Annotated in this window: 13 protein-coding genes; 9 read left to right on the top strand and 4 right to left on the bottom strand. The window is 53.4% G+C overall.

Features of this window, described 5'->3' with window-relative positions:
* Positions 1 to 118: 118 nt before the first annotated feature.
* From DG177_RS07340 to DG177_RS17700, 9 genes are all read left to right on the top strand, one after another.
* Positions 119 to 457 (top strand): P-II family nitrogen regulator, encoded by a 339-nt coding sequence (locus DG177_RS07340; protein ID WP_108810889.1) that lies wholly within the window; start codon positions 119 to 121, stop codon positions 455 to 457.
* Between the two features lie 16 nt (positions 458 to 473).
* Positions 474 to 1,808, top strand: a complete 1,335-nt coding sequence (locus DG177_RS07335; protein ID WP_108810888.1) for an ammonium transporter — start codon at positions 474 to 476, stop codon at positions 1,806 to 1,808.
* 363 nt (positions 1,809 to 2,171) lie between these two features.
* Positions 2,172 to 4,505, top strand: coding sequence for a TonB-dependent receptor domain-containing protein (locus DG177_RS07330; RefSeq protein WP_108812842.1), 2,334 nt, complete (start codon positions 2,172 to 2,174; stop codon positions 4,503 to 4,505).
* 161 nt (positions 4,506 to 4,666) lie between these two features.
* Positions 4,667 to 5,674, top strand: a complete 1,008-nt coding sequence (locus DG177_RS07325; protein WP_108810887.1) for an AraC family transcriptional regulator ligand-binding domain-containing protein — start codon at positions 4,667 to 4,669, stop codon at positions 5,672 to 5,674.
* A 102-nt stretch (positions 5,675 to 5,776) separates the two neighbouring features.
* A complete protein-coding gene (locus DG177_RS07320) occupies positions 5,777 to 6,622 on the top strand; it encodes an NAD(P)H-binding protein (RefSeq protein ID WP_108810886.1) in 846 nt (281 codons plus the stop codon).
* 87 nt (positions 6,623 to 6,709) lie between these two features.
* Entirely contained in the window at positions 6,710 to 7,213 is a 504-nt protein-coding gene (locus DG177_RS07315; protein WP_337658611.1) for an anthrone oxygenase family protein, read from the top strand.
* Positions 7,214 to 7,257: 44 nt separating this feature from the next.
* Positions 7,258 to 8,547, top strand: a complete 1,290-nt coding sequence (locus tag DG177_RS07310) for a serine hydrolase (protein ID WP_108810884.1) — start codon at positions 7,258 to 7,260, stop codon at positions 8,545 to 8,547.
* Between the two features lie 444 nt (positions 8,548 to 8,991).
* A complete protein-coding gene (locus tag DG177_RS07305) occupies positions 8,992 to 9,537 on the top strand; it encodes a hypothetical protein (protein ID WP_108810883.1) in 546 nt (181 codons plus the stop codon).
* Positions 9,538 to 9,648: 111 nt separating this feature from the next.
* Positions 9,649 to 10,308 carry a hypothetical protein gene (locus DG177_RS17700; protein ID WP_337658610.1) on the top strand — a complete coding sequence of 220 codons (660 nt, stop codon included), beginning with the start codon at positions 9,649 to 9,651 and terminating at the stop codon, positions 10,306 to 10,308.
* A gap of 3 nt (positions 10,309 to 10,311) precedes the next feature.
* Here DG177_RS17700 and DG177_RS07295 read toward each other — a convergent pair whose 3' ends face one another.
* The 4 genes from DG177_RS07295 to DG177_RS07280 are packed head-to-tail and all read right to left on the bottom strand — an operon-like array spanning position 10,312 to position 14,614.
* Complete coding sequence (locus tag DG177_RS07295) at positions 10,312 to 11,106, bottom strand: SDR family oxidoreductase (RefSeq protein ID WP_108810882.1); 795 nt, start codon at positions 11,104 to 11,106, stop codon at positions 10,312 to 10,314.
* Between the two features lie 24 nt (positions 11,107 to 11,130).
* On the bottom strand, positions 11,131 to 12,192 hold the full coding sequence (locus tag DG177_RS07290) for a phosphotransferase family protein (RefSeq protein ID WP_337658609.1): 1,062 nt from the start codon (positions 12,190 to 12,192) through the stop codon (positions 11,131 to 11,133).
* 19 nt (positions 12,193 to 12,211) lie between these two features.
* Positions 12,212 to 13,297, bottom strand: a complete 1,086-nt coding sequence (locus DG177_RS07285; RefSeq protein WP_108810881.1) for a zinc-binding dehydrogenase — start codon at positions 13,295 to 13,297, stop codon at positions 12,212 to 12,214.
* A gap of 15 nt (positions 13,298 to 13,312) precedes the next feature.
* Positions 13,313 to 14,614 carry an acyl-CoA dehydrogenase family protein gene (locus DG177_RS07280; protein ID WP_108810880.1) on the bottom strand — a complete coding sequence of 434 codons (1,302 nt, stop codon included), beginning with the start codon at positions 14,612 to 14,614 and terminating at the stop codon, positions 13,313 to 13,315.
* Between the last annotated feature and the right edge of the window lie 30 nt (positions 14,615 to 14,644).

The raw sequence follows: 14,644 nt of genomic DNA, 5'->3' as shown, positions 1-14,644 counted from the left end.
GCCCAAAATTTACCCTTTGTTCAAAGATTGATTTTCGCTTTTTTGGCGGGATTCCAGTGACTTGGGATTCTGGCACGCCCTTTGCGATGTAGCCCTCGGTAACAAATAAGGGGGCATAATGAAGTTTATCATTGCCATAATTAAACCATTTAAACTGGATGATGTCCGCGATGCGCTAACCGAAGTTGGCATTGCAGGTATGACCGTGTCCGAAGTTAAAGGCTTCGGGCGTCAAAAGGGTCAGACGGAAGTCTACCGTGGCGCCGAATATACCACCAACATGGTTCCAAAAGTAAAACTGGAAATCGCATGCAGTAGCGAGCTCGCCGCGCAGGCGGTGGAAGCTATTCAGAACACGGCCGGCACAGAATCGATTGGCGATGGAAAGATATTCGTCATGGGTCTGGAAGATGCTGTCCGTATTCGCACCGGCGAAACCGGCGATACCGCGATTTAAACAGGGAAGTCTAATAATGAGAAAAATTCTAACTTTGTCTGCGGGCTTGGTAGCCATGGCGATGGCGTCACCCGCATTGGCGCAGGAAGCGGCGGAAGTCGCCGATCCGAGCGCCAATGTCGCCTATATATTCAATACTTTGCTGTTCCTGATCGGCGGATTTCTGGTCATGTGGATGGCTGCTGGTTTTGCGATGCTCGAGGCTGGGCTGGTACGCTCGAAAAATGTCTCCATGCAGTGCCTGAAAAATATCGGTCTATATTCGCTCGCCGGTATCATGTTCTGGGTCACCGGGTACAATCTGATGTATACAGATGTGACAAGCTGGATCGGAACATTCGGACCTTATGGCATGCAAGCCGTTGGCGAAGCAGATGTTGAAACGGGTTACTCCGTGGCATCTGACTGGTTCTTCCAGATGGTTTTCTGCGCCACGACCGCATCGATTGTTTCGGGCACGGTCGCGGAACGGGTTAAGTTCTGGCCCTTCATGCTTTTTGTCCTCGTCCTGACCGGGTTCATCTATCCTATCACCGGTAGCTGGGAGTGGGGCACAGGTTGGCTCGATCAACGCGGTTTCAGTGACTTTGCCGGTTCGACCCTGGTTCACTCTGTTGGCGGCTGGGCTGCTCTGGCTGGCGCCCTGATCATCGGGCCGCGCCTGGGACGTTATGTGAATGGCAAGATCACGGTGATGCCGGGTTCCAACATTCCCCTTGCGACATTGGGTACGTTCATCCTGTGGCTCGGTTGGTTTGGATTTAACGGTGCGTCGCAGCTTGCCATGGGCACGATTGGCGATGTCAGTGATGTTTCCAAGATTTTCGTGAACACCAATATGGCCGCTGCCGGCGGTGTCGTTACGGCGATCATCCTAACGCAGATCCTCTACAAGAAGATCGATGTCACCATGGCACTTAACGGCGCGCTGGCTGGATTGGTTTCAATCACGGCAGAACCTCTGACGCCGTCGGTTCCGGCTTCGATCCTTATCGGTAGCGTTGGCGGCCTGATCGTAGTGTTCGCAGTTCCACTGCTTGACAAACTGAAAATCGATGATGTTGTCGGTGCCATCCCCGTCCATCTTCTGGCCGGTATCTGGGGCACGTTGATTGTTGCCTGGAATACCCAGTCGGAAGTTGACGGTGTGACCCTGACAGTCGGTCAGCAGCTCGGTGTGCAGGCCTTGGGTGTTGTCGCTATTGGCGCCTTCACCTTTGTCCTCAGTGCCATCGTCTGGACAATCTTGAAATTTACCATTGGTGTTCGGCCTTCTGAGGAAGACGAGCGACTGGGTATGGATATCGCGGAAGTCGGTGTCGAAGCATATCCGGAATTTGCCAAAGGTTAAACAGCTTGGTGCCGGCTCTCTCCTCCCAAAATACTTGAGGCCGGCACCTCACCTTGTTCCTCCTGAGAACAACAACTTTACGGCCGGTGGTGGAAACACCCCGGCCTTTTTTTGTCCAGATCGGATGAATAGGTCCGATATGTGACTAATTCGTCACAAAAATGCCTCCCCTCTCAAAAATGCTAGTGAAAACGAGAGTTTAGCCTTCACTAAAATGTAAAATCCTTTTTTAAGGCGATTGTGAGCAAACAAGCTCTGGTTGTGCATTTGACCAAAAAGGTCATCGCCAACGTCAACAATCACGGAGAGGGTCTAGCTATGAAACGACTACAATTCGCAAGCCTAACGGCATTGTCTTTCGCAATGGCAGCGCAGCCGGCACTAGCCCAAGAGGCCGCGGAAGCGGAAGCCACGGACGATAATATCATCATCGTCACGGCGACGAAGCGCGATGCAAATCTTCAGGACATACCATTTTCAATCAATGCACAGACCGCTGCTGATATTCAGAAAAGCGGTGCGACCACGCTGGAAGATATCTCTCGAAATGTAGCGGGTCTTTCCATACAGAATCTTGGACCCGGCCAGAGCCAGGTTGCCATTCGCGGTGTGTCCGCCGGACAAATCGTGCGCGACCAGCCCGGCGTGAAAGAACAGGTCGGTGTCTATCTTGATGAATCGGTCATTTCATTGTCGTTATTTACACCAGATCTTGATCTGTTCGACCTCAACCGCGTGGAGACATTGCGCGGGCCTCAGGGCACTTTGTTCGGTTCTGGCTCGATTGGCGGTACCATTCGCTACATCACAAACCAGCCTAATTTGAACGAGTTGGAAGCCGTTGCAGAGGGGGACATCAACCTCGTCGACGGCGATGATCTCGGTTATAGTCTGAAAGGCGCAGTCAACGTGCCGCTGATTGATGATAAACTGGCTCTCCGAGCGGTCGGCTACTACACCCAATTTGGTGGTTTTATCGAGGCTTTGGGTGAAGGTGGAGCGTCCGAAGAGGATGTCAATAGCGGCGAGCGCTATGGCGGACGTGTGGCACTGACATTGCAGCCGGTTGAAGGTCTGACCATAACGCCGCGGATAGTTTATCAGGAAATCAAGTCCGATGGCTTCAACCGTCAGGAAGTCTTCAACGTATTTGCCAATCCTTTCACCACGACGCGGCCTGACATTGCGCTTGGCGAACGGCAGCAATATTTGTTGCTCGACGAGTCCTTTGAAGATCAGACGATGATCGCCGACCTGACATTCAATGCGGATCTGGGGACAGTGAACTTCACGGCAGTGACCAGCTATACAGACCGTGAAATTCTGGTCAGCCGCGATGCAAGCGCGCTGACCGGATCGGTATCGATCGATCTTGGTTTTCCTGATGCGGCGGTTTTGCTGCCGTCCAATCTACGGGACACCACCGATCTGTCGCAATATTCCCAAGAGGTCCGGTTCGCGTCCGACAATGCAAGTCGGTTCCAATGGGTTGTCGGCGGATTTTATTCGTCGGTCACGCGTGAATATCGTCAGCGCCTGCCAACACCCGGTTATGATGCGGCTACCGACGCGACATTGGGCGCCGGGACATCGGCTGCTGTGGCCAACGGTTTTGGCGCGGACTCTCCGTTCAACTCGGATCTGGATTATGACATCGAGCAATTTGCCGCTTTTGCAGAAGCCAGTTTCGATCTCACCGACAGTCTGACCATAACGGCTGGTGGCCGCTATTATGACTTTGAAGAAACACGGATGATCACCACTGGCGGTTTGTTTGCCAATGGTGACAGCGGCGTCGTTGACGTGACATCGTCCAATGGTTTCACGCCGCGTCTGTTGGTCAACTATGATATTACCGACGATATTTCGGTAAATGCTCAGGCCTCGCAAGGCTTTCGTCTTGGCGGCGTAAATGATCCGCTGAACATACCTCTATGTTCTCCTCAAGACGCAGCGATATTCGGTTCCTTCCAGGATTATGACGATGAATCGCTTTGGAACTATGAGGTCGGGGTCAAGGCGCAGACCGGCGGTATCACCTTTAACGCGGCAGCATTCTATACCGATATCAGCGATCTGCAGGTCACATTGGATGCAGGCTCCTGTTCTTCACGGATTACCTTCAACGTTCCGGAAGCCCATACGCTTGGTCTTGAATGGGAACTCTCCGCAGAAGTGCTGACCGGACTCGACATCGGATTGTCCGGTTCCATACTCGAAGCGGAATTTGATTCCACGGTTGTCGACGGTGATGGCAATGTTCTGGGCGGGGTGGAAGATGGCAACAGGCTTCCCTCAGTGCCGAGATTCCAGATTTCCGGTGACGCGACCTATAGCTGGCCCATTGGTGGCGGCGAGGCTTTTGTAAATGCATCAGCGCAGCATGTCGGTAACCGCTTTACGCAACCCAGTGATCAGGTTGATAATCCGCGGTCCTTTGTATCGGGACTGCCCTTTGGCGGAGCCACCGGCAATGAGGCAACGGTCATCGATTTGAAACTGCCGTCTTATGAACTGGTCAATCTTAGCGCAGGCGTGAAGTTCGACAATCTGCTGGATGTAACGGTCTATGTGAAGAATGTGTTTGATGAGAACGCGCTGCTGTCTTTTGACCGGGAGCGGGGTGGACGCGCACGTACCGCCTTCCGGGTTGGCCAGCCCAGAACATTTGGCCTGACCGTTCGCAAAGGTTTCTAAACTAGTTGCACAACTAAAGTGGAGGCCGGTCATGGAAACATCACCGGCCTTTTTTGTGGCCGCTTTATCCCGTTTGCGGACGTTAGGATCGCATTGATTAGCTTTTTGCTGTTCAAGATTGTCCTTCCCGCTAACTAGAAAGATATTGTATAGTCGGCCTTATGAGCCAGATTACGTCGCTATATGTGTACAAGGTCGTCGGGCAGGCAAGCGACGGAGTTGAGACGCGGGACTTGGTTGAAGGATTGGGGCTAGCGCCCGATGGCCCGATCGATCCCACTCAGATGGTATCGTCAACGGACTATTATGAGTTCTTCGCCGCATTGGCTGAGCGGGACCCGAACGGCTTTCAATTGCCCTTGCGCATCGGCGGCGCCATGCGCAGTGATGAGTTTGGCGCTTTTGGATTGGCTTGGAAATCCGCGCCGGACCTGCACGGTTCTTATGTTAGATCAGAGCGCTATGGCCGGGTATTGGGTAACGCAGAGACCTACTCGCTTGAACAGAGCGCAGAGGGTGTGTTTTTCAGTCTTCAGAAAGCGGGCGATGGCAATCTTGGTATGCTGCTCTCTAATGAGGCAAGTCTTTCAGCTGTTGTCGCCATCAGCCAGGAAGTCAGCACAGCCCCCTTCATCCCGCAAGCGGTCTTCTTTAAACACAGCCTAAGAGGCGACCCTGCGGAGTACGCCGCCCATTTTGGATGTCCGGTACACTTTGAATCGGGCCGCGACGCTTTGCTGGTTAGCGAAGAGAGTCTGGCCGCTCCCAATAAGCTGGGCGACGAAACTATCGCGAAGTTCTTTGACCACCATTTAGAGCAAGAACTCGCAAGTCTCGCAGACGTGAACAGCTTGGAGAAACGCGTTCGGCTCGCGGTGGCGCAGTTGCTCAGTGAAGGCGTACCGACGCTTTCCCTCATCGCGTCAAAGCTGGGTATGAGCGCTCGAACGCTGCAGAGACGGCTATCAGATCGAGGGCAGTCCTTTCAGAATCTCGTTGATCTGGCCAGGCAGGAACTCGCCCAGCAGCTGCTTCGAGATACGGATTACAGCCTTGCGGAGATTGCATTTTTGACCGGTTTCGCCGAGCAGAGCGGATTCACGCGAGCCTTTAAGCGGTGGGCCGGGCAGACGCCGCGCTCATATCGTTTGGGCGTGGCTGCCAACTGACATTTTGGCGCGAAGTGCCAAAAGACTGGCATCATTGGGCAAGAGCCCAAATCAATCGTTCCTTATTCATCGACTTGCACGAACCAATTAAGGAGCAAGTAAATGAACGCCCACAATCAAAAGGAAAACATCACCCTTGTTCTGGGCGGTACGGGAAAAACAGGCCGACGGGTTGTTGAACGCCTGAAACACAAAGGTCATGCTGTTCGGATCGGATCCCGTTCGGCTCGTCCACCGTTCGATTGGAGCAATGAAACGAGCTGGGAGGCCTGCCTCAAAGATGTGACCGCCGCGTATATCACTTATGTGCCTGATCTGGCCATGCCCGGTGCGACCGATGCAATCCAGGCTTTCGTCAACGAGGCTAAACGGAATGGCATCAAGCGGCTTGTGCTCTTGTCGGGTCGCGGGGAACCGGAAGCGCAAGCCTGTGAACGCATAGTGCAGGAAGCAGATATCGAATGGACAGTCATCAGGGCTGCCTGGTTTAGTCAGAACTTCTCGGAGGGCGCCTTTATCGACATGGTGCTGGACGGCGCGATCACCCTGCCGGGAGGCGACACGCCTGAACCCTATATCGACGCTGATGATATTGCCGATGTCGCTGTTGCGGCACTGACTGAAGCGGGTCATAGCGGGCAAATCTATGAGGTTACTGGGCCAAGGCTTATGACCATGGCGGATGTTGCCGCCGATCTGTCCAAGGCTACTGGACGCCAGATCGACTATATCGATATTCCGCATGAGGCTTTTATTTCAGAGATCGCCAATTCCGGCGCACCGAAAGATGTGGTCTGGATACTGGATTATCTCTTCTCGACCATTCTCGACGGACGAAATGGCCATCTGACCGATGGCGTGGCACGCGCGCTTGGCCGCCCACCTAAGGATTTTGCTGATTATGCGCGAGAGATTGCCGCATCTGGGATCTGGAAAACCGCAGCGTGAACGGGGGTTCTGCCCACCTGTCTCTGACCAACCGGGAAATTCCTCAAACAAGCATCCCTTATGATTCGACCCAAAGGTATTAGAACCATGACCTACGAATGGCCCCTATATTTCTGTCTTTTCCTGGCACTTTGGAGCGCAGTGGTCGGCGGGGTGTTTTCTGCCTTTTCTGAATTCATCATGTCGGGGCTGCTCCGTGCGGAACCGGCTGGTGGAATGGACGCGATGCAGCAGATTAATCGCACCGTCATCAAAACCCAATTTGTTGCCGGGATAATGACCATTCCGGTCTTTTCAATCGCTTTTGGCATCTATTCAGTATTTGTGTTTTCGGGCCCAGCCTTGGTGGTGGTGATATTGGCACCTACGGTGTTTGTCCTGTCAGTCTTGCTGATGACGATGTTTGGCAATGTGCCGATGAACAATAAACTCGACAGCTTGGATCACCGGACCGCTGAGGCGCTCGTTTATTGGCAAGAATATGGACGGGTTTGGACCAGGCTCAATCATTTCCGCTCGCTCGGCAGCATATTGACCGCCGGTCTCTACATCATTGCAGCGGTAACCCTGATCACCAGTGGCCAAGTCTGAAAACGCATCCCAAAGTATATTTGAAAACGAAAGGAACAACGCCAATGACCAGAATTCTGATCACTATTTTGGCCACAGTGCTGGCCATGGCCTTGTGGACGGGAACTGTCTTTATCGGCACCAGCGAAGGATGGTGGAAGACACCGATAACGGATTCCGCAGCCTCCAAAGATTTTGTTGAACCCGTTCGCGATAAAGTCGCTGCCGAACATCGCGGCAATCTAGGGTTCGCTTTGATCGAAAAAGGAAAGGTGATCGACCAATTCTCAGTCTCATCCGGCGAACCTGTCGATGAAAATTCGATTTACCAGGTCGCTTCACTAGGCAAGTGGTTGACGGCCTGGGGCATCATGGTGTTGGTCGAGGATGGTCTGGTTGATCTCGATGCACCCGTTTCGAAATATCTGAAGCGCTGGAATTTACCCGACAGCGGTTTTGATCATTCGGGCGTCACGATTGGCCGACTGCTCAGTCATACCGCCGGTCTCGATGACAGGCTCGGCTATGACGGGTTCGATACGCCCGAGGACGTGCAGACGCTTGAAGCATCTCTCACTCGCGCCGAAGATGCCTCACCAGGCAAGAGCGGTATCGTCAAAGTCGGCGTTGAACCGGGAGCGGAGTGGAAATATTCCGGTGGCGGTTATACCATCCTGCAACTCGTCATCGAGGAGGTCTCAGGCCTGTCATTCGCAGATCATATGAAACAGCGCATATTCGAACCGCTGGGCATGACGCGAACAACATTCGACCATAGCGACGCGATCACATTCGGACTCGCGGAAAACTTCACCACGAACGGCAAGACCGAGCCATTCCGCTGGTATACCGCCCTCGGCGCGACTTCGCTGTTTACATCACCGGCCGACATGGCAAGATTTGTTGCAGTTCAATCACCAGGCGGTGCCCAATCGGTGTTGTCACAAGAGACGCTGGCCGCAATGGCGTCATCTCACGCCACATCGATGGGAGCCGATGTCTGGGGATTGGGCGTAATGCTGTTCGCGCCTAATAATCGGGACGGCTTCATCGTTGGTCATGACGGGAACAATGAACCTGCCATCAATACTGCTGTCCGTTTTGATCCAGCAACTGGCGACGGTATTGTGGTCCTGGAAACGGGCAGTTCGCTGCTCGCAACTGAAATTGCCAGCGAATGGGTATTCTGGAAGACTGGCAATGTCGACAACCTCGCATTTGCAATGGCTCTGGAGAGCATGTTCCGATGGATACTGGCCGGTTGCGCGATCATCCTGCTTATCGGACTGGTCATGGGTTGGCGGCAGTGGCAGAACAGACGTATCCAAACCGGTCTGTTGAATAAAGTCAGTTGAGATTAGCCATTTCGCTTTTGCGCCCAAAGCGGACATTAGATCGGACAAACGCGAATGGCGACAGCTGGGGCGAGAAGCGGTCGTACGCCGTGCGGGTGTCAAATGTCAGATATTCAGCACGCTGCCCCGCAGGCGTTGCATCATATGATTATTCGATCTTGTCCGACGACCTGGAGACAGTCGGCGATATTCCATGAATCGGTGGAGATAAAATTTCAATTCTCGCCCAGATTCATGGGTTCTGAAAATGCACATCTATGTATGCGATATCTATCAATTTCGCGGCTGTACCGCAGAAAATAGCCAAAAATGATGTTCATAAAACTCGCTATAAACCTGAACAACTCCTGACAGGAAGGTTCAGTCTCTACTCAATAGCTGCCCTCTAAAAGGGTTCCACAAGCTCGGAAGATGGTTCTCGGGTAGTTTGAAAGGAAAGTGGAGATGAATACTCTTAAAACAGCATTGGTCGGAACCGCTGCCGCAACTGCGATGGCCGTTTCTGCGACGCCAGCGATGGCCAAGGATTATGACCGGGGCGGCATTAGTGCTGGCGAAGTGATTGCCGGAGCCGTGGTGCTGGGTGGTCTGGCAGCGATTTTGTCATCTGGTAAGAAGGACAAATATAGCACCGGCTATTATGACGATGACTATCGGGATCGGCGCCATCGTGACCGTCGCTATCGTGATGGTCGCTATCGTGACGGTCGTTATGGCTATGGTGATCGCAAGCGTATTCGTCCGCGTCGGGCTGTGAACAAATGTGTTCGGGCTGCGGAACGTAAGGCGAGCTATTATGGTCGGGCCGATGTGACCCAAATCCGCGACGTCAAACGGACTCGCTATGGCTACAAGGTCAAGGGCCGGATCGTGGTGAAAGACGGCTATCGCGGCTATCGTCGCAGCTATGATCGCGGTAAGTTTACCTGCTATGTCGAAGGTCGCCGGGTTTCCGGAGTGCGCCTGAAAGACCTTAATTATCGGCGGTAAGGTTACATGATTTTAGAATATGGTTCAGCCTGGTGACAGGCTGAACCAGCTATTTGTGGTATATGACCGGATTCTGGGGTACATGATCTGGTAGAAATAGGGGTATGGAATATGAGTATTCAAAAGAAATTATCGGCTGTGGTCGCATCGACGGCACTGGTCTTTACCGGTTTTACACCGGCCATGGCAGCGCCGGTCAATCCCGTAGCAGCGCCAGCAAGCCCAATGGATATTGCCGACTTCGGCTGGACCGCAGATAGTGACAAGGTCGAGGGATGGCGCGGATATCGTGGATATCGAGGATATCGCGGCCATAGGGGCTATCGCGGATATCGTCGCCACCGGAACCGGGTCGATGCCGGTGATGTGCTGGCAGGCGTATTGATCATCGGCGGGATCGCCGCCATCGCAAATGCAGCTTCGAAAAACAAACGGGATCGCCGGTATGATGATCGCGATTATCGTTCTGATCGGCGCAGCGATGACCGCCGTTATGACAACCGTCGGGATGATCGTCGCTCGGACAGTCGCGGTGATCGTGGCACGGGTGCGATGGATATAGCGATCAACGTCTGTTCCAACGCCGCCGAACGGCAGGCAGGGGATGATGCCCGGGTTTCAGAGATACAATCGGTTGCCCGTGATGGCGAAGGTTGGCGCGTCGAAGGCCGTTTGAACGCGACATCGCAAACTACGTTCCTGTGCGGGACAACAAATGGCCGCGTCGACTTTGTCCAACTGGGAGACGGTAAGCTCGCTTTCGCGAACTAGCCGCTAAACCGCCGTGCGGCCGAATTCCTGGCGGGTGACAGGGTGCGAGGCGCTTAGTCCTCCGTCCACTGCAATCGCCTGACCATTGACATAGGATGACCGGTCAGACGCCAAGAATAAGGCAACTTCCGCCATCTCAATCGGGTTGGCCCCGCGGCGCAGCGGATTGAGGTAACCAAGCCGGTCCTCTTTGCCTTTTTCCCGCGCTTTATCATAAATAAACTGAGTCATGCCGGTCTCTGTGATACCGGGGCAAATGGCGTTGCAGCGGACATTAGCTGTAGCAAATTGTTGCGCGGCAACTTTGACAAGATTGATAACTCCCGCCTTCGAAGCGGAATAAGCCGGGCCACCTGCTCCAGACCGGATACCGGCGACACTGGCGGTGCAGATGATCGAGCCGCCATGCCCGCTGTCGGCAATAACCTTTCCCGCATATTTGGCCGCCAGAAACGGTCCGATGAGATTAACCCGCAAGACTTCCTGCCACTCGGCAACGCTGCTGTCGAAAATCCCCTCAAAGCCGCCGCCAATACCGGCATTGGCGAAAAACACGTGCAGGTCACCAAATTTCTGCTCCGCCGCATCGACAAGCATTTCAATATCACCTTCCGAACCAGCATCCGCCTTGATCGCGATGATATTGCCATTCGAGCCCTTGGCGGTGTCTTCCACGGCATCGGTAACGTCACTGGCGATCACTTTTGCACCATGCTCGGCAAACAACTGCGCCGAAGCCCTGCCAATACCGCTGCCCGCGCCGGTTACGATGGCTACTTTATCTTGAAGGTCCGCCATGTTTCTGCTCCTGTTTGCCTGATTTCAAGCGCCAGCGCGTTTTGCTGCTTCCCATCCGGCTTGCGCCAATGGTGTTACCCGGTCCGACATTTCAGCCGCAGCTGCGCTGTTTGCAGTACCATCTACTACACGTTTCTGAATGCCCTGCAAAATGGCCGCGATACGGAATAGATTATAAGCAAGATACCAATCCATCGGCGGAAGATCTTCGATACCGGATTTCTCGCAATAGCGGGCGATGGCTTCTTCCCGGGATGGAATACCAAGCGTCTCCAGATCGACACCCTTCAGGCCGCTGCGGCCCTCTGGCTCCATTTCATAAGCCATTAGCCAATAGGCAAAATCAGCAATCGGATCACCGAGCGTAGAGAGTTCCCAATCCAGTACTGCGATGACTTTTGGAGCATCATTCTCAAAGATCATATTGTCGAGACGATAGTCACCATGAACAATACCAAAGCTTTTCTGTTCCGGTATGGTTTTCGTCAGCCATTCGATGAGCTGATCCATTTCTGGAATGGTTTCGAGTTCAGATAATTTATATTGCTGTGTCCAACGGGAAATCTGACGTTCGCAGTAATTTCCAGGCTTGCCGTGCTTTTCCAAGCCTAGCTCTACAGGGTCATAGCTGTGCAGCAAAGCGAGCGTATCGATCATCTCGTGATAGATCGCTCGACGTTCGTCCGGTTCCATGCCCGGCAAAGTGCCGTCCCAAAGGGTTCGGCCGTCGGCCATACCCATGATGTAAAACATTGTTCCAATGACATCATCATCTTCGCACAGGCCATACGGTTTCGCGACGGGAAAGCCCGCCGGATGAAGTCCAGCAATGACCCTGAACTCGCGATCCACGGCATGAGCCGACGGCAGTAATTTACCAAATGGCTTCTTACGCAAGACATAGTCGGTACCCGGCGTCTCAATCTTGTAAGTGGGATTGGACTGGCCACCCTTAAACTTTGTAATCGTCATGGGGCCGGCAAAGCCTTCCACATTGGCCTCCATCCAGTTGGCAAGGCTTACTTCGTCGAGCTTGTCTTTATCGGGCACCGCCATGGTACCAGTCATGTCTTCTTGTGGATTCATGGAAGTTCCCTCTTCCTAACTAGTTGAATGTGATGACGGAGCGCGCCGCATCACCTTTTCTCATTTTCTCAAAGCCATCGTTAATCTGCTCAAGCGGGATGGTTTCGGCAACAATACTATCCAAATCCAGCAATCCGCGCAGATAGAAATCGACGAGACGCGGGATATCCACCGGAAAGCGGTTCTCGCCCATAAGCACGCCTTGTAATTTCTTGCCCGATAGCAGATCCATAGCACTGAGACCCACCTGATGATCCAGGGGCATCATGCCGAGGATTGTTGCTGTCCCACCACGTTTGAGCGATCCGACTGCGAGTTCGCCCGATGCAGGGCGACCGACGGCCTCAATCGCATGATCGACGCCGCCTTTGGTGAGATCCAGAATCTGTGCTGCTGCGTCATCTGCCAGAGCATCAACGGTATCAGTTGCTCCAAGTTTCATCGCAAGATCACGTTTTTCCGGAACAGGGTCGGCCGCAATGATACGGCCAGCCCCAGCAATTTTGGCGGCATTTATTGTTGCTAGTCCGACACCGCCGCAGCCAACTACAGCGACTGTTTCTCCCGGTGTAACAGCGCAGGCGTTAAATATGGTTCCGGCTCCGGTCGTCACCGCACAGCCAATAACAGCGGCTCGATCAAGTGGCATGTCGGGATCAATCCGAGTGCAGGCATGTTCATGGATCAGCATTTGTTCGGCAAAGGCTGATAAATTCAACATCTGCGCAACGGTTGATCCATCAGGCCGAGTAATCCGGGGCGCTTCCCCTTCTGCTCGCCGCGTATCCGCACCGAGGCAAAGAGACATTCGACCGGATACGCAAAATTCGCAATGGCCGCAAAAGGCAGACAAGCAAGAAACGACAGCGTCACCTACCGCAACGGTACGTACTTCGCTGCCGATGGCTTCAACAATACCTGCCGCTTCATGTCCCGGTATGGCCGGCAAGGGATGCGGGTAGCTGCCATCAATGAAATGAAGATCCGAATGGCACAACCCGCAGGCAGCCGTTCGGATCAGCACTTCATGCGGTCCTGGATTAGAGATGGTGACATCTTCGATTTCGAGCGGTTTGCCCGCTTCAACCAGGACTGCAGCTTTCATTGGACCAGCCCTCTCTTATCGCGTGACGGCAAGATCACCGGAAGACAGCTCTTCCTTCATTTTGCTGCCATCAGCGGTTTCGGCATATTTGCCATATTCCATCTTGGCGATCGTCCGATTGTGAACCTCATCCGGACCATCTGCGAGACGCAATGTACGTTGATGCGCATAAGCGCTGGCCAGACCGAAGTCATTGCTAACGCCGCCGCCGCCATGTGCCTGGATGGCATCATCAATGATTTTCAACGCCATTGTTGGTGCCTGCACTTTGATCATTGCAATCTCTGCCTTTGCATATTTGTTGCCGACTTTGTCCATCATATCAGCTGCTTTCAAGCAAAGCAGGCGGCTCATATCGATGTCGATACGGGCCCGTGCGACGCGCTCGTCCCAAACGCTATGCTCGGAAATACGCTTGCCGAATGCGATGCGGGACTGGAGGCGCTTGACCATTTTCTGGAGCGCTTCTTCTGCAACACCGATGGTACGCATGCAGTGATGAATACGGCCAGGTCCAAGGCGGCCCTGTGCGATCTCAAAGCCGCGTCCCTCACCCAAGATGATATTGGATGCCGGAACACGAACATCTTTCATCTCGACTTCCATATGACCATGCGGTGCATCGTCATAACCGAAGACAGGCAGATGGCGGATGATGTTCACGCCTGGTGCGTCAGTTGGCATGAGGATCTGAGATTGCTGCGTGTAGCGGCTGCCCTCAAAGGAGGTTTTGCCCATCACGATAGCGATTTTGCAGCGCGGATCGCCAAGACCAGACGACCACCATTTACGGCCATTGATGACATATTCATCGCCATCGCGAACGATAGCGGTTTCAATATTGGTTGCATCGGATGATGCCACAGCAGGCTCGGTCATCAGGAAGGCCGAGCGAATCTCGCCATTCATCAGCGGACGAAGATACTGCTCTTTCTGTTCTAGCGTGCCATAACGATGAAAGACTTCCATATTGCCAGTATCTGGCGCGGAACAGTTGAACACTTCAGATGAAAAACCAACCCGGCCCATTTCTTCGGCGCAAAGAGCATATTCAAGGTTTGTGAGGCCAGGGCCCTCAAATTCAAAGCTGTCATCGATGTGAGGCAGATTCGGATTGGAGGGCGGCATGAAAAGATTCCATATGCCCTTTTCTTTCGCCTTGGCTTTCTCTTCTTCCACAACCTGCAGGACTTTCCAGCGATCTCCGGATTCGTCTTCAGCCTGATAATCAGCGACGCGCGGGCGCACATGATTCTCGATATGCTCGCGCACCTGATTGCGCCAATATTCCTGCTTTTCCGTGAGATCAAAATCCATGCTTCTATCCTTTTTTGAGAGCTTTTCGAT

It is taken from the genome of Sphingorhabdus sp. Alg231-15 (assembly GCF_900149705.1).
Taxonomy (GTDB): Bacteria; Pseudomonadota; Alphaproteobacteria; order Sphingomonadales; family Sphingomonadaceae; genus Parasphingorhabdus.
This window is presented reverse-complemented; position numbering and strand designations above follow the sequence as displayed.